The following is a 19,964-nucleotide window of genomic DNA, read 5'->3' as shown; positions in this document are numbered from 1 at the left end:
AGAGCTCGGCACTGGAGGGCATCGCGGGGGGATCCAGCTTCGCTGAGACTTTCCTGACGACTGCGGGTCAGGCGGTACGCGCCCTGTCTCTGGAGCATGAGGCGACTGCCGAAGGTGTAACGCCTTCATCTCAAGGACTGAACGGGGCAGGTGTCCGGGAGCTGTTGGAGGCGGTAGATGCCCGCCACGACCAAGTGCCAGGTGCCTGGATGTCCGGGTTGGCCCGTGTGACGACGGAGCTGCTGGCCGATGGCATGACGGCGCGCTGTGTGGTCGCCAGCCCGCTGAGCGTGGAGTACATGCGCGGCCCGGCCTGAACGGTCGGCGCACAAGGGGGAACTGATGACGAAAGGGACTGCGCGGTGAACGACTCCGCCCTGCCTCGCACGATTCAGCTTGTGCGGAAATACCTCACGCATACCTACCGGCCGTGGATCGATCTCGCCGATGCTGCCCAACGCGCTCCCCATGAGCAGGAAGTGGTCCTGCTGTCCCGCGCCCTAGCCGCCCAAGCCGTCAGCATGCTCACCAGCTGCAGCCCTGAGGATGCCGCTGCATCAGTTGTGGACGGTGCTCAAGACTGGGGCATCGACGCCATCGCGTTCTCCAAGGGCGGCTCCGATATCTGGCTCGTGCAGGCGAAGTGGAGCAACACAGGCCGGGCCCGGTTGGGGGAGACAGACGCTCTTCGTCTGGTGTATGGACTGCAACGTCTGGCTGACCAGCGCTATGAAGGTTTCAACTCCCGCATCCGCGCATTGAGCAATCGCATTAACGAGGCGCTGGGTTCTCCAAGCTGCCGCGTTCACCTGGTCGCGGCCCTGGCCGGTGACGCCCGGCTGACCCTGCAGGTGGAACGCCGACTGGCCGAGGTGGGACAGGGATTCGGCTTCGCCGACCGGACCCCGGTCGACGTGCGCACGTTGGGGCTTGCCGATTTTCATTCCGCGGCACGCGCCGACGTGGCGCCCACTCACGTATCGCTGTCAGCAACCCTGACGGACGGCTGGCACCGCATCGACGCCCCCTACCAGGCCTACAGCACCAGCGTCTCCGCAGACGAAGTCGTTTCCTGGTACAACACCCACGGAGATCGGCTCCTTGCCCCCGCCCTGCGCCCGCACTTCACCGGACGCCCCGATCCTGTGGCCGTGAACCGATTGGTCACTGCACCGGAGGAGTTCTGGTACTTCAGCGGCGGCATCACAGTGATCTGCGACCACCTCGAAGCGAGTTTCCTCGCCCGAAGAGCACCAGGGCAACCGCTCCGCTTGCAGATGCGTCACGCCCGCGTTGTCAACGGGGCCGCCGAGCTCGCCACAGTCGCCCAAGCAGTCGACCAAGTCCCCGAGGCCGGTCAGTCGGCACTGCTGCCGATGCGGATCATTTGTCTCGAGGACGCTCCGCCCGGCCTTGCCTCCGCTCTCGCCCAAGCTGGCGAGACGCCAGGACCCGCCGATCCGATCGACTTCATCGCCCTCGACCCCCTCCAGGCAGCGCTGCGTGACGAGTTCGCCGATGAACTGCACAAGGAATACGCCTACAAGAGGGGCGCGGTGGCGCCTGGCCCGGACGGTGGCTGCACCGTCCAGGAAGCGGCAGTTGCGCTTGCCTGCGCCCATCCGGACGTCTCGCTGGCTGCCAGGGCCGGCGCCGACCCTGCCTATCTGTTGCGCCCTGCTCCGGAAGGCGCCTACAACCGTCTGTTCGGAGGACGCCCCGGCGCCCGCCAGATCTGGCAGTGCGTGCTCTTGCTGCGGCGCGTGCGGCATGCCCTGGCCTACGCCGCTGAGGAAGGAACTCCTCGCAGCAGTGATCTTGCCAAGCACGGTGAACTCCTCATCGCCCACCTCGTCTTCCGTAGCATCGACGCGGACATCCTGGAAGAGCTCTGTCTATCCGCCGACAGGCTCGGAGACTGGGCTAGCCAACGCACCCAGGACATTGCCGACCTCGTTGCCTCGGCTGCTGAACGCCTCTATGGCCAGCACCTCTTCTTGGCGAGCGTGTTTACAGACGAACGTAAATGCCACGTGCTCGTCGATGACGTCACCCGCTCCCTCACTGCACCCCCAGCTTCGGTGCCGGACGCCTCCTCCGGCACCAGGCGCAGGCCGCCCAACAGCGTTGTCACGCTTGTCGACCACGGCCGCATCCCGGAGGGGACGCGGGTGATGTACCGGCCCGACTCCTTCCAGGAGCGCGCCATCGGCGAGTGGCTCAGCGAAGACCCCCGCCGCTACCTCGCCATGTGGACCAACGACCCCCGACGCCCCTTGATCTGGGAAGTCGACCAGCAGGCCTACTCGCCCTCCGCTCTGGTGCGCCACATCTGGACCGAAGCCGCGTGGCTCGAAGCCCCCTCCGCCGTCCAAGGCCCCCGCTACTGGGTGATCCCCGGGGAGGGCACACTCCTCGACCTGGCCATGGCGCTCACGCCGGCAACCGGAAGCGGCGGCGACTGACATGCGCAGCATCGGACGGTTCGAACTGCGTAACTTGATCGGGCAAGGCAGCATGGGGCAGGTCTGGCAGTCCTGGGACACCCAGCTCAATCGCCCCATTGCCATCAAGATCATCAACCCTGAGCGGCTCGTCGGACAGGGCAACAGCATCACTCCTGAGGCCATCGCAGCACGCTTTTGCCGTGAAGCCGAACTCGGCGCCCGTTTTACCCACTCCGGGCTGCCCGTGCTGTACGACGCCCAGCTGAACGGCAGCCCGAACGACCTGTACATGGTGTGGGAACTGGTCGTGGGGCAAAACCTCGCTCAGATCCTCGAAGCGGAAGGCGGCCGTCTTCCGGTCGGCCGAGCCCTGTCTTTCGCGTCCCAGATCGCAGAGACTCTGGCGTGCATACACGAGGACCCTGTCATCCATCGCGACCTCAAGCCGTCCAACGTCATGGTCACCGAAGCGTGGAGGACGAAGCTCCTCGACTTTGGCGTTGCTGCCGTCTATGGGAGGGACTATCCCCGTCTCACTCAGGACGGCCAGTTCCCCGGCACCGTCGACTACATGGCTCCCGAGCAGCTCGCTGACCGCGGCATGGTCTTGCCGCAGACCGATCTGTACGCGCTGGGATGTCTGCTCTACGAAATGCTCACAGGCCAGCCGCCGTTCACCGGCGACCTGCTCAGCGTGATGGACGCCCACCGCACCCGCACTCCCGTCCCAGCCCGCGAACTGCGACCGGACATTCCCTCAGACATCGAAGACCTCCTGATGAGCCTGCTTGAAAAGACTGTCGCCGACCGTCCAGCCTCGGCACACCAGATCGCGGACAGACTCGCACCCCACATCATGCTGTCGGCCCCTGCTGAGCCCTTTGCCGACAGTGACGGCGACCCGGCCGCCGCCCCCGCCGCCCCACCCGCGGAGGCACAGCTTTCCGCGGACATACGCATCGCCCAGGCACAGGCGCTTTTCGATGCCGGGCACTTCGGCGATGCCCTATCGCTCTACAACGCACTGTGCGCAGAACTGGCCCCAGCCGGCGACGGCTCCGCAAAAGTGGCAGAGTGCCGGGCCAAGGCTGCCTTCTGCCACCTGCGGCTGGGCAACTTCCAGCAGGCACTCACCGAGCACACCGACCTCGAAGCAGAACTGGCCCGGGCCGCACCGCCGGAAGACCGTCTGCTGCTCGAAGTACGCAGCCGGATTGGTCTGATACAGGCTGCCGGCGACAGACCGGAAGAGGCACTCATCACCTTTGCGAGCATCTATTCCCTCCTCACCCGACACCTCGGCCATGACGACCCGCTGACTGCCGAGGTCCGCACCGTGTTCAACCGGCTCAACCGGCTCGGCGGGATCTTTCCACGGCCGACCCCCGCCCCAGGGCGACAGGCGGCAACCTGAAGCTCTGCCCAAGCGGATTTTCTGTGAAGAGCTGTCAGTCTGGGGGACTGCGCTGTCTGCCCACATTGCCAGTGGTGTCGGCAGTGCCCATTACCCGCCTTTTTGGAAGGGCGGACTCAGAGAGCGCGGAGTGAGGTCTCGATCGCGTCAACGATGCCGTTGTGGGCTGCCGGGGTGACCCGGCGGCCACGGCCCACGGGCGCGGGTGCCTGCTCTGCGATTTGGTCCAGCACTCTCAGGAAGTTCTTGTCTGCGGTGAGGAACACATCGCAGTCCGGCAGGTGGGAGGCATGCTGTACATCGCGAGGGTTGCCACCGGTGATCTTCATGTCTGTCTGGACGGTTTCGGCAGCCCAGCGCAGCCAGTTGCGGGGCATGTTCTCGGACTCCACTTCGTACAGCCAGAAGCGGTTGAACGTTTCCCTCGAGGCGCACATGGCGCCAAGGTCGACACGTGCTCCGACCCAATCGGCGCCGGTGGTGTCCTCGTGGGTCAGGGCGGAGCGGCGGCCGACGGCGAAGTAGTGCCAGTAGACCTCCTGCGTCTGGAAGCGCCACGCTGCGATCTTGTCACCGGGCTCCCAGCCGAACTGTGGCCCTGCCGGGGTCTCTTCAGAGGGGGATGTGGTGATGCGGGAGAGGTCGCTAAGGTCGAACCCGCCGTCACGCCAGACCTTTTGCTGTTCCTTTTGGGCGTCCACCATGAACTGTGTGGTTCGTGCTGCGCTCCGAGCCGGTGCGATCTCTCGGAAGCGATCGTGGGACTCCACTGCCTGTCGCCAGAACGTCTTCGTCCAGTAGGTGCGCCATGTTGCCTCGCGCCCGGTGTCGGGCACCGGCCGTATCCACTCGGGGTGGAGGCGTCTTACCTCCGCGATGACTTCGGCGGCCTCCAGGTCGGCCTCGCTGCGCAATCGCTCGTCCGTACCGGCTAGCACGGCCCCGACGATGGCCTGCCGCTTGTCTGGCCGGGGGTGCTGCAACACCTCCAGCAGCACACCGGGTGCCGTCACCACGCGATGCCCCAGAGCGTGGACGAGTGCCTTGAACCGGGCGCCCGCCTGCTCATCGCCCAGGTAGGACCAGACGTTGTTGTCCAGCATGACTTTCACGGTCGGTATCTCCCCCTGGCATCCCACCAGCACGGTGTGCGCTCGCCGGATGCGGAGCTTCGTAGTTGCTGCCGGCCTGTACTTGCTGTCTGCACGGCCAACTGCGGCGGCTGTACGGGTAACTTCAGCTTCCGCTACCGCGCACGGTGTGGATCTCCTGGTGATGCTACGCACAAGTCCGGACGGAGCCGGTTGTCAGCGGCAGATCGTAGGGTCACGGCCATGACTGAGGAAGCGGCGCGTGTCGGGCTGGCCCGCAGGATTGAGGCAGACCACGCACTGCTGGCAGCCCCGTCGGCGACGGCGCGGCCGCTGACGGTGTCAGCACCGCACCTGCTCAACACTGGCGATCTCCAGTGGGAGAGCGTTGAGCATCTGGTGGCGTGGCTGGCCCGGCGAGTGGAGGGCTGGGAGGAGACCTGGCTCTACGGGGAGAGGGGACAAAACCAGCATGGCATCGACGTTGTCGGTGTGACAGGCAGGGATGCGGCGGTTTTCCAGGCCAAACGCCTGAAGGAGTTCACCCACAACGACCTTGAACGCGCAGTGAACCGCTACGCGCTGGGCAAGCGGCCCTTCGGTGCGCGCCGTCTGGTCGTGGTCACCACCCATGACGCGAACCGTACAGAGATCAGCGAAAAGCTCTACGAACTGCGCGGCACCTACCCGGACCTGAAGATCGAGCTGTGGAACCGCCAGACTCTGTCGAACTTGCTCCGCCCGCACCCCGACATCGTGACCGCGTTCTTCGGGGCCGCCACAACCCAGCTGTTCTGCCCGGCACCCCCGGCACCCAGCCTCTCGCCCGCAGAAGCGAACGAGGGGCCCAACGCGGAGGCTCTGTTGCGCGGCCCGGTAGCCCATCTCGGGCTGGACGGTGCCCTCGCCACCGCGGACCAGGCCCTGCAAGAGAACCCTGGAATCGCCGCCGCCGCGTACGGTCGGATCGCCGACCAGCTCGAGCAGACCCTGTACCGCCCTTATGCCCGAGCCTTGCGCGCCAGGCAGGCCGCTGCGCTGCACGCGGCCGACGACCTCGACGCGGCTGTGCGTGTCGAGATGGCCCGTATGGCCAGTGATCTGATCGAGGGCCGTACCTTCGAGGCCCGCGCCACGCTCATCCGCCTGGCGGAGGAGCAGGTGGAAGCGGATGATGCCCTGATCCGCACTGTGAACACCCTGGGAAGGCTGGCCGAGTTCGAATTCGAGCACCGGGTCACCCTCGACGACGTCGCCACGAGTCTCGATGAGCAACTGACCGACGACCCCAGCCTGCTTCAAGCTGCCACACTGTTCGCCGAACACGCCTTGGCAGAGCGCAGACCTGAACTTGTGACCAAGCGGGAACAACGCTTCACCGTGATCGCCGATTCCAGCGGCACCAGCGACCTGGACACCGCCCGCCTGCAGGCCTGCCTGGCCGACGTCGACCCCACCGGCAAAGCCTGGCGCGAGCTGCACCGCACCGCCCGCCATACCTACCCGATCCCTGTCCGCAGCCTGCTCGCAGCCCGCCGAGCCCGTTTCCTGGCCTCCACCGCAGACATGCACGGTGCCGTCGACGGCTACTACGACGCGGTCGAACTCGCACTGGCCGCCCGCACCCACCGGGACGCCGAGGAGTGGCTTGCCGCCCAGCGCCTGGTCCTCAGCCGCAGCGCCGAGACCCCCACCGAACGCGAGAAGATCTTCAGCGCCCACGGCTTCGAGCAGGTCCTGCGCCAGGCCAACCGCGAAAGCCTCCTGCCTGCCATCTCGGATACCAGAGCAGCGGCCATGTTCGAAATGCTGCGGGAGAAGTTCCACGATGCCCGCCAATACCTGTTGCAGTACCGACGGCGTGCCATTGCCATGGGGAGCTGGGGACATCAGAACGAAGCCGAACAGCTCCTGGCCCGACTGCACATGAAAGTCGGGAATACCACCACGGCGATGACCCACCTCATGAACTCCGGCGCAGCCAGCACCACCACGGCCGTGCGCACCTTCATCCCGGGCCTCCCCGCCGAGGCCTTGGACTGGCCCGCACCGGAGGATCTTTCAGGCCGCCCAGTCTGGGAACGCACTTGCGCCTTCGCCATCACCGAGCGCATGGCCGACGTGCTTACCGATACCTCGGCCAGGACATGGATCGACGCCGCCCTGAAGGAAGTGGCGGATCCCGCCGACCGCGGGTCCGGGCCGACCGCCCCCACCGACGCGGCCTGGGGCGCTCTCGCCAAACTCGCTCCCGCAGCCACATCGGACCAGGCACAGCACACAGCAATCCTGGCCGACCTGACCGCCACTCCCACCCGCGTCACCACGGCGAACGCACAGGCATGGGCCTTGGCAGCGGTTTCCGAGGCCCACGGCGCGTCCGCCCCCGCAACCGTGACACGACTGACCCGGGCTGTACTGAGCAACAGCGACCTCCTCAGCACCGTCGTCGGCCACGGCGAGGAACTGTTCAGCCGTCACCCGCGGATCGTTGCCGCGGCTTGCACCGTCCCGGCACGCCAAGGAAGCCTCGACGCGCTGCGTCTGCTCCTGCTTGCAAGAGCAGAACCGAGAGTGTGTCGCGAGATTCTCGCCGGTCGACTCGGCCGGGACCCCACTACCGAGCCCGGCGAGCGCCCGCAGCTCGGTCCTGCTGAACTAGTCCTGTTGGGCGAGCAGGTGCTGCCGCGTGCCGTGCTCATACCCTGGGCGGAGCGGCTCGCCGCGCAAGTGCAAGAGCCCGCGGGGCAGGGCGAACAGCGCTGGACCCTTGACGCGATGACCGTGGCTGCCTCGGCCCTGCCATCTGACCAGCAGCAGCCGTACATGGATATCGCACTCCGGGCTGCCCGAGGCGAATTCGCGGCTGACCCGGGCGAGGAACTCATGCGGGAGCACCCCCTGGACCGCTTCCGCTTCTGGACAGGGCCGTCTCTGCTGCCCCAGCAGGGATTGGTGAGTGCCGCACGGCTGGCCGGCACCGACCCGGACACGGCGGGCACCATCGTCACGCTGGCCCTGACTCAGCTTCGGCATGCCACTGACGCAGAAGCGCGGCTGATCGCGCGTGCTCTCAACTGCCTTGGACCGGGCCTTCTTCCTCCGCTGACTACTCTGGCTGTCCACCACCAGCCATGGATCCGCTGCCTGGCGACCTCTGTCAGCAACGCCGACGGCGACGGCCTCAGTTTGTGCAGGAATCTCCTTGCTGACGATCCCGACTGGCGCGTGCGAGTCAACCTCGCGCGCAACTTGCCTGATGGCCATGGCCTGCTCGCCAGGATGCGCGAGGACGTCAACCGTCAGGTCCGGCGGGCAGCCCAACGGGCCGCACAGTTCCCTCCTGTCTCCGACACCTAGAACGCCCCGCGTTCGGCTCGCCAGGAACGTTGGCCTCTCCTTCCGTCTCTCTGCGGGCAGCTGGGACCCTGTTGTGAGGTTCCGGCTCGGTGTGAACAGGCACGTGCCCCGGTTCTGCCGGGCTCGCTGCGGTGGGGTCGCGCATGCGGGGGCGGCCAATGTCAGTGGCGTCTGCCAGGATCCGCCGCCATGGGAAAGAGACGAAGTGCCAAAGAAATAGCGTTAGTCCGGTCCCGACTGAAAACCGAGTTCGTGTCCAACCTGTCCAGCCCGGGCAAGGCGCTGGACGACATGCCGCTGGCCTCCACAGACCAGTGTCAGTGGCGCTGCTCGGCGGAAGGCTGCGGGCACCAGTGGCCCACCCGGCTGCAGTTCCGGACCCGCACCCTCAACCCCACAAGCTGCCCCGAGTGTTGGAAGCGCCGGAACCGGGCTCCCGGTCCCGGCGAATCGCTGGCTGATCTGAACCCGGCCCTGGCGCGGCAGTTCCGCCGCAACCTCAGCCGCCCCGGCCGGGGCCCGGCCACTCTGCGTCCGCAGTCTCATGACCTGTGTGAGTGGGAGTGCGCGCAGGGGCACTTCTGGCCTGCGAAGCTCGCCAACCGCACCAACGGACGCGGATGCCCGGACTGCACCGGCCACGGGCGCTCCCCGTTCGAATGCAACGTCGCCATGCTCGTCGAGGCCGCCTCCGGGCTGAGCGTAGAACTGGACCACCGTCTCCACCTGCCCGGGCGCCAACAGGACCGCTTCGACCTCTACCTGCCCCAGCCGGCCCCGGGACTGCTCATCGACCTGGATCCGGAGTGGACCCACAACAGGCCAGGAAGCCTGGAGCGTGACACGGCCAAGACCATGGCAGCACTTGCCGCCGGCCTGGACGTGGAACGCATCCGAAGCCGCGGACTGCCGCCCGTGCCCGTTCACGGCTTCTTCCACAATGAGGCGGGGCCAGGAGTGAACCCCCACGACTGGGCGGAAGCTGTGGGCGCCGTACTGCGACGCCGCGGCCTGCCCTGGCGAGAGCTCACACCGGCGGAGACGACAGCGGCCCTCACGAAGGGGGCCCAGCTGTGGGGCAGCGTCGTCGCCGGTCCCGAGACGTCGGCAGTCCATGCGGCGCCCCACCTGGAGGAGGAGTTCGTCGCGAACCTCACCGAGCCGGGCAGGCCCCCAGAGCGGATGCCGCCCGGCTGCAACGATCTGTGCCATTGGCGGTGCAGGAAGCCGGACTGCGGCCACGAGTGGAAGGCCGCCGTCGCAAGCCGGGCACTCAACGGCCGCGGCTGCCCTGAGTGCGGGCACGCACGGGTGGGCGCAGCAAACAGCAGACCTGGCCCCGGGGAGTCACTCGCCGAGACCAACCCGTCAATGGCCAAGGAGCTCATCGAGGTCATCGGCCACCCCGGATGGACCGCATCCGACCTGCTCCCGGCATCCAACAAGGCCTGCCGGTGGCGGTGCCCCGCAGCGCACTGCAGGTTCGAGTACCCCGCCCCGCCAAGCCGGCGCACAGGACAGTCGAGCGGGTGCCCACGGTGTGCTCGCCAGCGCACCGTGGCCTCCCGGGTGCGCCCCAAGCCCGGTAAATCCCTGCAGGACGTGTACCCGGCCATCGCCGACGAACTCCTTAAAGTGATCGATGAGCCGCACCTGACCGCGAAGGACATCCGGCCCAGCTCTACCAAACCGTGCCGGTGGTCCTGCTCGAAGCCCGGCTGTCCGGGCCGATGGGAAGCCACCCCCGACCAGCGGACCCGCCGAGGAGGAACCGGGAAGCGCTGCCCCGAGTGCCACCCACCCCGTAAAAACCCCACCCGGACATGACACCGACCTGCCATTCCCGGCCAAGCAGGTCATGAAGCGAAACTTCACCAGCCGTTTCTGTCTCCAGAGTTGGGGCCGATCGGGTGCAAGTGCCTATCTGGCTAGCCGACGTGAGCTGCCCCGCTTCAGCGGCACAGCCGGAGGCCACCGAGTCTGTGCCTTGGCGGCAGGGAGGGGGCGCATCACCACTCTGCGTGTGATGCCCATCGCCACAAGCAGCATGGACGGGGCGAGCGCCTTCTGCGGCGTGGGATGGCTCGGCGGCCGAGCCCGAAGCGCTCTGTTCATGCGGTCTGCCGTCCACCGGGACCTGCCGGAACGAACCTGGCGGTGATGCGGCATCCCCCGTTTGCCCAGAACGGGGAATGCGAGACCGGCGGCGTGGAACCACGGGCCGCATGCCTCAACCGTGTTGGGGTCGTCTGCGATTCTTGACCCGAATATGCCGGATGCCGATGATGCTAGGTTACGCGCCGGGGAGCGGCGGTCGGTTCGGTTGTGTTGACGTAGCTCTGTCGTGAAGCGCGTGCAGAGCAGGGGAGTTGGACGTTCCCGTCGTGGGCGTCCCGTTCGGTCGGACTGGTAGTGGGGAACGTGGGGCAGTCAGGAACGCACTCGGCGGCAGGCCAGATGACCGGGTATCTCTACCAGTGCGAACTGGCGCTGCTCGAGCTGGCCCGGCGCAGCTGGCACGACGTCACGGTCGAGGTCCGGATGGAAGTCCTCGACGACATCGAGTTTCTCCACCAGGAGAGCGAGGACCCGGCAGAACTCCTGCAGTCCAAGCACCGCGGCGCGGCGGGGCCGCTCAGCGAGACCAGTAAAGACGTATGGCGCTCGATTGCCTCCTGGATCGACGCGCTGGCCCGGCTCGGCGACCCGTCCGCAGCCGACATGCCGGTCCTCCGGCTCGTGTCCACCCAAGTGGCCACGGAGGGCACCTTCCTCCACCTGTTGCGGCCTACAGCGGACCGGGACGTGTCGACAGCGCTGCAACGGATGGAAGAGATCGCCAAGGATCCTGAAGGGCCGGACGGCACGGCCAAGGACCGGAAGCTGTTCCTGTCGCTGAGTTCTCCCCAGCGCCACCGGCTGGCCGACGCCATCGTCGTCACGGACGCCGCTCCGCTGATGTCAGACCTGGACTCTAGTCTGGCCAAAGAGTTGGGGATCACGCCCAGCCCGCACGCGCAGCGGGTTCTCGAAGAGGTCAAAGGGTGGTGGTACGGCATGGCGCGGCGGTTGTTGGAACGCGACGCGTCTCCGCGCAAACTGCCTTCGGTCAGTGCACAGCAACTCTTGTGCCGCCGCGACGAGATCGCCGACCGGTACGTGGGACGCGACCTGCCCATCACCGAGTCGCTGCGGCATCTGACCGACGCCGAGGTCGCCGGATACGAAAGCCGGCTCATGGTGGACCAACTGCGCTGGATCGGCCTGGGCGACGACGACATCGTGCCGCATCTGCGCGACCACCACCACGCCTGGGCTCAGCGGTCGCAGTGGCTGCGCGCCTTCAAGATCACCGAAGCGGAACTTGAGGAGTACGAGCGGGAACTGTGGCACGAATGGGACCACATCCACCGGCGCCGCTCCCGCCGCAGGAAGTCGGGCATGACTGAGGAAGACCTCCAAGACATCGGCCTGGACGTGCTGGACGACTCCCTGTCCAAGGCCGCAGACATGCCCGCACGCCCCGGAAGCATCACCACCTCCTGGATCGGCCGCGGCACCCTGCACAGCCTCGCCGACCGCGCCGACCCCACAGCCGAGCCCGACGAGTCCGTGGGCTGGCACCCCGACTATCGCACCCGGTTCCCGCGCCGTGACGAAGAGCAGAAACAGTGACCATGACCGCGCCCCGCCGCCCGCCCGAGGCCCAGGCCCTGTTCAACCCCGCCTTCGGCGCCTACCTGCTGGCCACCAGCATCCATGCCGCACACAAGAAAACCGGCCGACCGCTGCCCTGGCCGAGCGTCTTCCTCGTACTGCCCCTCGTGCTGCCCGAGGACTACCGCAGTGATCTGCCGTCCAGGTCCACCGTGTCGCTGACGGCCTGGCTGAACAACAACCCCCGCCACCGCGCAGCATTCGCCGAACGGGCAGCGGCCCTAACCGACTGCACCCGCGCCAGCCTGCGCACCGCCCTGCGCCACACCGCCATAGAAGTCACCCCCGCCGGCCTGCACAGCGCCCGCACGCCCCGTTCCGTCGCCAGCGCATCCGACGAGGTTGCCGACTGCGCCCGCGCCGCTGGCCTGGTCGGCCGCTGGCTAGCGGTGACCGAACCCGTCACCGCCTTTACCGCCCTGGGTGTTCGCCCCTAACCCGCCCTAGCACGAGGAGTTTTAGAGCCGTCATGCAGCTACTCGCCGTGGCCCTCTACCACCACGACCGGGAGGCCATGCCCACACCACGGGTTGTCCGCTTCCGGCCGGGGGCGCTCAACATCCTCACCGGCGAGTCCGAGACCGGAAAGTCCGTTCTCCTGGAGATCGTCGACTACTGCCTGGGACGCCGCACCCCCCACCTGCCGGACCAGCCCATCGACCGGACCGTCGGCTGGTACGCGCTCCTGGTCTCCTTCGACGAACACACCCGCATGATGGTGGCCCGCCCCCGCCCCAGTGGCGCCTCCACCACCCAGGCCATGGTCCGCACCGGCGACGACAGCCTTGACCTGCCTCGCGTGCAGGATCTCGTGGCCGACTCCAACACCGCATTTCTGCGCAGCGAGCTGAGCGCCCGCCTGGGCATCGAGGACTTCCGGTTCCAGCCTCCCCAGGGGGCCGGCCGCTCGCCCTTCGACGTGTCCATCGCCCAAGCGGCGCTGCTGTGCTTCCAGAGCCAGAACGAGATCGCTGACAAGCAGCGCCTCTTCCACCGCCAGGGCGAGACGGGCATCGCCCAGACCATCAAGGACACCCTGCCCTACTTCCTCGGCGCCGCCGGCCCTGACCAGGCCCTACGCCGCTTCCACCTCGGCGAAGCGCAACGCGCCCAACGTGCCGCCCAGCGCGCACTCGACGAAGCCGAGCGCCTTCGCAGCACCGCCGACGCCGACGGCCTGGCGCTCATCCGGCTCGCCGAGAACGAGGGCCTTCTCACCGACGTCCCCACCACCCCGGAACCCGCCCAGATCCCCTCCTTGCTGCACCAGGCACTCGCCGCCGCCCCCGCCACCGCTGCGCCTTTGATCACCCGCGACCTACGCCAGGACCTGTCCGAGGAGCGGCGCGCTCTGCGTGAACAACTCCAGCGCTATGACGAAGCCTTGGCCGCCGTCGACCGCTGGCGTGCCCAGGGCACTGCATTCACCGGCGAACTCCATCTCCAACTCGGCCGCCTCAAATCCCTCGACCTGCTGGGCCCTGAAGGCGACCACAGCGCCGCCGTCTGTCCTATGTGCAACCAGGCGCTGGAGAGCCCCGATCCGGCAGCAGCCGACCTCACGGAACTGACCCAGCACCTGGCCGCCGAACTCGACAAGGCCCAGACACTCCAGCCCGTACGCGACGCCCACCGTCGCAGTCTGCACACCGAACGAGAGCGAATTGCCGAGCAACTGCGCCTCAACGGCGCCCAGATGCGCGAGCTCATCGCCAGCGACCAGGCGATGCACAGCCTGCAGGAACAGCATGTGCGCGTCGCCCACGTCCAAGGACGCATCTCACAGGCCCTCGTCCACGCCACCGTCCCCGACAACGACCTGGCCAGGCTGCGCAGCGAAGTGGAACTGGCCCGCGACCGTGTGGCGGGCCTGCAGGAAATGATCGACGAGGACGACGTCGCCGCCGAGACGGAGCGCCGCCTGACCGACATCGCCGCCGACATGACTGCTTGGGCCCGGCGCCTCCACCTCGGCGAGGCCGTCTTTGCCGAGGAGGCCCGCATCAGCCTCAGTCAACTGAACGTCGTGCTGCGCCGTGCAACGGGCCGGCTCCCGCTCAGCCGGATCGGCAGCGCCAAGAACTGGATCGGCTATCACCTAGTTGCCCACCTCGCCCTGCACACCTACTTCCGGCGCCACCACCGACCCGTCCCGAGCTTCCTCATGCTCGACCAGCCGACCCAGGCCTTCTTCCCCGAGCAGGTCCACGACGCCAGCCTTTTCGATGACGCCGACTGGGCAACCGTCACCGCGTACTTCGAACTGCTCCTGTACGTCGCCGAACTCAACGAAGGGAACCTGCAGATCATCGTGTGCGATCACGCCAACCTGCCCGATGCCTGGTTCCAGAAGTGTGTGATCGGAAACTGGCGCCCCCGGGACGGCGACTCGGTCGCACTGATCCCAACCGACTGGCTCGGCTGACCTTCCCATGGCAGGACACAGCGCGGGCAGCAGACAGCCGCCGCGGCCCCGGCGGTCATCGCTGGCAGAGTCGAAGTCCAAGACGTCACCGGGCACCGCCGCAGGGGCAGCGTGAGAGGCGAGCCGCCGGGGTCAGGAGGACGCTGGCCCCAGATCGAGGTTGTTCTGCTCCGCACGCATGTAGGGGGAACGGCGCTGGAACGCCTCAAAGCGGCTCTGCATGTACTGGCTGGCCTCCTCGGGAGACGGATCCGGGGCCGGCCCCGGCGGCCACGGCTGGCTGCACAGGTCACGCAGAGCCAGAGCGAGAGCGTCGCGTGGATGCACGGGCGCGTCCGCCGCCTGCTGCCGAGCAAGTGAGCAGCCACGCAGCAATGCCGCTTCCACACGGTGGAATTGCAGAGGGTCGAAGATGGCCAGCAACCGTTTGGTCGCGTACGGAGGCGTCAGCCGGAAGCCGATGTGCCCGGCGTAGGTGATCAGGGGCAGGGAGTGGGCATGGTCGTCGGGCAGGGCGCCCAGTACCTTGCTCCAGTTCTGCTTGAGCAGCCACCGCTCCATGGCCTGCGCCGCCTGAGCGGGAGTGGCGCTGGGCGCGGAGGCCATGACATGGCGTACCACGCTCCAGTACTCCTCCTCGGCATCCAGACGGGCGTGCTTGAGGCTGGACAGGAAGCTGGGGAGCACCTCGGCAGGCAAGCCGATGCAGGCGGGCCGACCGGTGCCCCGCCCGGCGCGCAGCGTCAGATTGCCGTACAGCGCGCCGACCTCGAGGAGGTCCACGACGAGGGTCGTGCGTCCGGCGACGCCGGTGCGCGGGCGAGATGAGGATTTGCGGCTCTTGCTCACGCGACCGCACCTCCCCTCGTGCCGTCTTCCCGGCCTCGGCCCGGTTCGCCGCGGCGCGCAGCGACGGGGTGGCGTCCGAGTGCGCGGTGAGCCACGTACCGCGGCTCGTCCTGGGGCACGTGGCCCACCGCGCACTCGGTGGCGAGCAGGGCAAGAGGTTCGGCTGTGTCGTGACGAGCCTGCGACTGGCGCATGGCGGACAGTTCCCGGTTGTCATCCTCGATCGTTTCGTTGCAAGGCCTGTGGCGCTGCCACGGGGCAGCGCCGAGGGGCCTGGCCTTGATCCCGCAGTGAAATAGCGGCATGGACTGTTCTTCCTGGAGTGAGTGGTTGACGTGCGTTGCGGTGCGGTGCCTGAGGCGAAGCGAGGTCAGCCGCGCTGCGCCGCTCGCGGAACGGAAGGCAGGCCCCCCGGCGGCCGAGTGCAGTCGGGGGAGTGCAGTGCAACGAGCGGATAAGAGGACTGGATGCGGGGCGAATCTGCAGAATCGGATCGCCGCCGCGAATCAACCCCTGCGCGGGCAGGGCGAGTTCGGTGACCTTGCTTCGATGGTGCGTCAGGGCAGCTGGAATGGGTCGCTGTCGAAGATGCCGACCAGCTGGCTGTCCAGGAGGTCTGCGGTGACGGCCTCGAGGCCGGTCTCGATGGCCTCCTGGGCGCTGTGGCAGATGAGTTGGGACAGCGGCTTCATGTATCCGCCGCTCCGACGGTGCAGATGTGCGGCGAGTTTCAGCAGGTCGCCGGGCTGGTGCCGGTGCAGGCGCAGGTTCTCGTCGAAGGACTTGACGACCGCGTGGAACAGGGCGTGGTCGTCGGGGCTGTAAGGGATGGGCAGCACGGGCAGCGTGGGGATGCCGCCGGACCGCGCGCCCGCCGGAGAGGGGCGCTTGCCGCTGCGGGCGTCGTTGACGATCTCCCGGGCGCCGACGCCGCAGTAGACGAAGCAGACGTCGCACTCGGCCGACAGGTAGTCGAAGTAGGTGAAGACGGTGGCCAGTTCGTTGTTGTCGAGGCGGTCGATGCCGTCGACCAGGACGAGGCGTGTGCCGCGCGTCTTCATCACGTGGCAGACCGGTCCGGTCATGTCGGTGCTGCGGGAGGCGGTCTCGGGGTCCTTGGTGTGCTTGAAGCCCAGGAACTCGGCGAAGGGGATCGACATGTCCAGCTTGCTGCCGGGGGTGAGCGGCGCATTGATGTGGATGACGGGGATTCGTTTCGCATCGCGGGGGAGCTGGTCGCGGACGATGCCCTCGAAGAGGCGCCCGATGTGGCGCAGCACCGTGGACATGCCGGTCTCGCCGGGCCCGTCGAGGGCCAGGTGCAACTGGCCCTCGTGGCGGGGGCTGCTGGCCAGCCACAGCCGGCGGGCGAGGGTATGGGCCTTGGCGATGGCCGGGGTCTCTACCCGGAGCATGGTGGCGTGATAGCGCATGCGGGGATCGTCGGGGGCGACACCCTCCGCGGCGGGCGATGCGGGAGGCGGGCAGTCGGCCAGGTCCGGGGCGGTGACGACGTGGTCCAGGCGGGCCTGCCAGCCCGCCCGCTCGGTGGCGGGCAGGAGCAGGGCATCGTCACCAGCCGCCGGGGGAGCGGGTGCCGTCATGCCGGCTCCGGCAAGGCCGACTTGGCGGGATCGGAGTCCGGGGGCTGGGGGAGCGGGCGGGGCAGGCCTCGGCCGAGACGGTTCAGGGGCACCTCCAGGCTGGGCAGCGCCCGGACGGCGGCGAAGTCGGGGGCGGGGATGCCTTCATAAGGGTTGCCGGCCGGTTCGACGCCGACCTGCATACCGCGGTCGATGGGCCCCGGCCGCCTCTCGCCCACTGCGGCGGGCGAGGGGCCCCGGCCGGCGCGCTCCAGCAGGGCGCGCACGATGCGGGCGATGGCGGCCTCGTTCTTGGTAGTGCCGCCGTTCTCGATGTGCTGGGCGGTGGCCAGGTCCCAGACCTGCTCGGTCCATCCGTCGCCGATGAGCCGCTGGAACACGAACTCGGCCTCCTTCCAGCCGCCAGCGGCAGTCGTCTGCAGCCAGACCTTCTCCGGCTGGTGCGGGTGGAAGCGCACCGGCCAGCGCCGCCCCTTGCCCAGCCAGCCCGACCGCTCGCCGCGGAAACCGTTCAGGGCACGGCTGTCGTAGGTGCGGTTGTTGAACCGGATGCCCTTGTCCGTGACCGACAGCCAGGCGGTCGGCAGCAGCCGCAACCGGTCCTCGGCGCTCAGCCGCACCGGCGCGTACCCCATGCTGGCCACGTGCGCGGCGAACATCTGATTCGGGGTGCGCGGCGGCATCGACGGAGCGAACGGGCTGCGCAGCTCGTCATGCGGGCGCATCTGCCAGCCCAGCACGAGCCACTGCTGCAGGAAGTCATTGACCTGATCGACACGCCACAGCCGCTCCCGGCCGACGTGCTTGCCCTGCTGCGCCAGGCTCTTGCCCATGTAGCCGGGCAGGTACTGGCTGAACAGGCTCTTGATTGACCCGAAGGTCCGCTCGATGATCGCCTTGTGGGTGGGGGAGTTGAAGCAGGCCGGCCGCACCGTGATGCGCAACTGGGCGCAGGCGTCCATGAAGGCGTTCCCGGCGAACACCTTGCCGTTGTCCATGACGATCATGTCGGGCACGATCACCGGCCGGGCGGCCGCGCCCTCCATGCGCTCGTCGGCCTCGACGAGTTCCGCATACGGTAGGTCCGAGCCCTTGGCGGCGGCACGGGGCGACCAGTGCGGACGCAGCGGCTGCGGCGTGCACATCTCCGCGAGCAGCAGCAGCGCGTCGACGGCCTTGGTGGCCTGCCCGCCGTGCCTGCGCGAGGACGAGCCGGTCTTGCTGCCGGAGGACTTCGGGCGGACCACGGCCGCCAGGATGCTGCGGGACGCGACGTCGATGGCGGCGGTCAGCTCGAGCGAGACGATCCGCCCGGTCTCGTCCAGGGCCTTGAGATCGAGCGCGGTGGTGTCGATCTGCACCTGCTCGCCCGGCGCGGTCGCCATCGCCAGCGTGTAGGGCGGATCGGTCCGGTTGGCGTCGTCGTTGCGGCCGCGTGTCGTCTCCTTGCCGCACGCGATGCCGAGCCGGTCCAGGAGCCGATAGAACGTGGCGCGGGACGGGATGAACTCGTCCGCCTTCTTCTTGAACTTCCGTCGGCAGGCCCGCTGCAGCCACTCGTACAGCCGCGAACGGGTTCCGATCGACTGCTGCCGGTGCCGGTGCTCGATCTTGAGCAGCAGCTGCACGACCTGTTCGTCGACTCGGCCGTAGGCGGTGCGGCCGCGCAGGCTGCGCTGGTCGACGAGCCCCCACACGCCCTGGCGCAGCCAGGCAAGCCGCTTGCGTTCCACGGTCGCGGCCGACACCGGGTGGTGGGCCGCGGTCAGCTCGGCGGCCTTGGACGCGTACCGCTGCCGCAGCGTGGTCAGTTCGGGGTCGTAGCAGGACCGCGGCCGGGTCCCGGGTTCGGCGAAGCCGGGCAGCCCGGTGTGCACCTCGAGCACGTGGTCCAGCCAGAACTCGGCATCCCTGCGCAGCGGAACGGGCAGGCCCTCGAGCAGCACCGCGCACCCCAGGCCGGGCCGGTCCGGCCCGGCCTCCACCCGTGAGGGGTCTGGATTGGCCTGCGCTTCCTGCGGGTGGGGCCGGCCGTCCAGCACACGGAATCCGGGGGAGGAGTACAGGGCATCCAACAGCACGACGGCATCCTCGCCGTCCGCATGCTGGCTGAGCAGATGCGCACTGGCCCCCTGCAGCGCGGCCACCAGGTAGGTGTCGCCGTGCCAGCGCACGACGCCGCCCACCGCCACGCTCCCCGGCGGAGCCTCGAGCGGGACGCTCACACCGCCTCCTGCGGGTGCGACCAGACCACCGTGCGGCCCGGCACGAACGGCCGTCCCCAGTCGAAGCACAGCTCGCCCCGCCAGATCAGATGCAACCCGCAGGAGGTGGCGGCGAACGGGGGCATGCCGCTGGCCGCGACACCCTGGTCGAAGCAGCGCGGCTCGGTGAACGCCCGACCCAGGGCGCCGGCGATGTCGGCGTCGGCGAACCGATCGTGCCGGTAGCGCGCCAGACGCTGCCGGTTGCGCACCACGACCGGATCCTCGTCACCGTCATGCACCCGCACCTGCCAGCCCGCCTGCTCACCAGCGGCCTCCAGCAGACCAAGAGTGCTCTGCCAGCGGCCGGATTCCGGACCGGACGCAGCGGGACGGCGCACCAGCAGCCGGCCCCGCCCGTCGCCGAGGCGGACGAAGAAGTCCGGCACATAACCAGGGGCAGCGTCGCCCCAGTGCAGCCGCACCGGCCACGACGAGAACGTCACGACCTCAGGGTCGAACTCCAGCGCCACCGCCGCATCCAGCGCCCCCAGCGTCGCGCACCCGACGTGCCCGGCCCGGTCCGCCGGCCGCCACCACGTGGCGATCGCCCGCCGCCCCCGGTACCGCTTCGGCTCCCATACCCCGGCGCGTTCCTCCAGCCGCTCCTCGCGCAACTCGCGAACCGGGAGCTCCCGCAGTCGCCCCGCCCGGGAGCGGAACTGCCCCCACACCACATCGCTGACCACCAGACCTCCAGGACGACACGACAACGCAACGCCGTGCTTCGAACGCATCGGCGACAGCGAACACGGTGTCCAATCCGAATGCCGGAATGGAAGCGATCGCACGG

The 19,964-nt window shown here is 68.4% G+C and carries 13 protein-coding genes; 8 read left to right on the top strand and 5 right to left on the bottom strand.

Annotated elements, in window-relative coordinates; translation table 11 throughout:
* The 3 genes from ACZ7L4_RS42300 to ACZ7L4_RS42290 form a co-directional block, all read left to right on the top strand.
* On the top strand, window positions 1-317 hold a 317-nt coding region (locus ACZ7L4_RS42300; RefSeq protein ID WP_472110522.1), incomplete at its 5' end, for a hypothetical protein.
* Window positions 318-362: 45 nt separating this feature from the next.
* Window positions 363-2,465, top strand: coding sequence for an AIPR family protein (locus ACZ7L4_RS42295; RefSeq protein WP_472110520.1), 2,103 nt, complete (start codon window positions 363-365; stop codon window positions 2,463-2,465).
* A 1-nt stretch (window position 2,466) separates the two neighbouring features.
* Window positions 2,467-3,861, top strand: a complete 1,395-nt coding sequence (locus tag ACZ7L4_RS42290) for a serine/threonine-protein kinase (RefSeq protein ID WP_472110518.1) — start codon at window positions 2,467-2,469, stop codon at window positions 3,859-3,861.
* A gap of 116 nt (window positions 3,862-3,977) precedes the next feature.
* Here ACZ7L4_RS42290 and ACZ7L4_RS42285 read toward each other — a convergent pair whose 3' ends face one another.
* Entirely contained in the window at window positions 3,978-4,964 is a 987-nt protein-coding gene (locus tag ACZ7L4_RS42285) for a hypothetical protein (RefSeq protein WP_472110516.1), read from the bottom strand.
* 231 nt (window positions 4,965-5,195) lie between these two features.
* Between ACZ7L4_RS42285 and ACZ7L4_RS42280 the strand changes: the two genes are divergently transcribed.
* The 5 genes from ACZ7L4_RS42280 (at window position 5,196) to ACZ7L4_RS42260 (ending at window position 14,454) form a co-directional block, all read left to right on the top strand.
* Window positions 5,196-8,312 carry a hypothetical protein gene (locus tag ACZ7L4_RS42280; RefSeq protein WP_472110514.1) on the top strand — a complete coding sequence of 1,039 codons (3,117 nt, stop codon included), beginning with the start codon at window positions 5,196-5,198 and terminating at the stop codon, window positions 8,310-8,312.
* A gap of 252 nt (window positions 8,313-8,564) precedes the next feature.
* Window positions 8,565-10,139, top strand: coding sequence for a zinc-ribbon domain-containing protein (locus tag ACZ7L4_RS42275; protein WP_472110512.1), 1,575 nt, complete (start codon window positions 8,565-8,567; stop codon window positions 10,137-10,139).
* A 594-nt stretch (window positions 10,140-10,733) separates the two neighbouring features.
* Window positions 10,734-11,987: an ABC-three component system protein gene (locus ACZ7L4_RS42270; RefSeq protein ID WP_472110510.1), complete on the top strand. Its 1,254-nt coding sequence runs from the start codon at window positions 10,734-10,736 to the stop codon at window positions 11,985-11,987.
* Between the two features lie 2 nt (window positions 11,988-11,989).
* Window positions 11,990-12,466, top strand: a complete 477-nt coding sequence (locus tag ACZ7L4_RS42265; protein WP_472110508.1) for a three component ABC system middle component — start codon at window positions 11,990-11,992, stop codon at window positions 12,464-12,466.
* A gap of 32 nt (window positions 12,467-12,498) precedes the next feature.
* Window positions 12,499-14,454 carry a DUF3732 domain-containing protein gene (locus ACZ7L4_RS42260; RefSeq protein ID WP_472110506.1) on the top strand — a complete coding sequence of 652 codons (1,956 nt, stop codon included), beginning with the start codon at window positions 12,499-12,501 and terminating at the stop codon, window positions 14,452-14,454.
* Between the two features lie 132 nt (window positions 14,455-14,586).
* Here the strand turns inward: ACZ7L4_RS42260 and ACZ7L4_RS42255 are convergent, their stop codons facing one another.
* The 4 genes from ACZ7L4_RS42255 to ACZ7L4_RS42240 all read right to left on the bottom strand — a co-directional run bounded on the left by ACZ7L4_RS42255 (window position 14,587) and on the right by ACZ7L4_RS42240 (window position 19,860).
* Window positions 14,587-15,303 carry a hypothetical protein gene (locus ACZ7L4_RS42255; protein ID WP_472110504.1) on the bottom strand — a complete coding sequence of 239 codons (717 nt, stop codon included), beginning with the start codon at window positions 15,301-15,303 and terminating at the stop codon, window positions 14,587-14,589.
* A 557-nt stretch (window positions 15,304-15,860) separates the two neighbouring features.
* On the bottom strand, window positions 15,861-16,907 hold the full coding sequence (locus tag ACZ7L4_RS42250) for a P-loop NTPase family protein (RefSeq protein WP_472110502.1): 1,047 nt from the start codon (window positions 16,905-16,907) through the stop codon (window positions 15,861-15,863).
* The gene (locus tag ACZ7L4_RS42245) at window positions 16,904-19,132 is read right to left on the bottom strand and encodes a Mu transposase C-terminal domain-containing protein (RefSeq protein ID WP_472110500.1); all 2,229 of its coding nucleotides are present in this window, start codon (window positions 19,130-19,132) and stop codon (window positions 16,904-16,906) included. Before ACZ7L4_RS42245 ends, ACZ7L4_RS42250 begins: the two co-directional genes overlap by 4 nt.
* Window positions 19,129-19,860, bottom strand: a complete 732-nt coding sequence (locus ACZ7L4_RS42240) for a TnsA-like heteromeric transposase endonuclease subunit (protein WP_472110498.1) — start codon at window positions 19,858-19,860, stop codon at window positions 19,129-19,131. Before ACZ7L4_RS42240 ends, ACZ7L4_RS42245 begins: the two co-directional genes overlap by 4 nt.
* Window positions 19,861-19,964: the final 104 nt, after the last annotated feature.

Source organism: Streptomyces sp. NPDC107575 (genome assembly GCF_055657265.1).
This window is presented reverse-complemented; position numbering and strand designations above follow the sequence as displayed.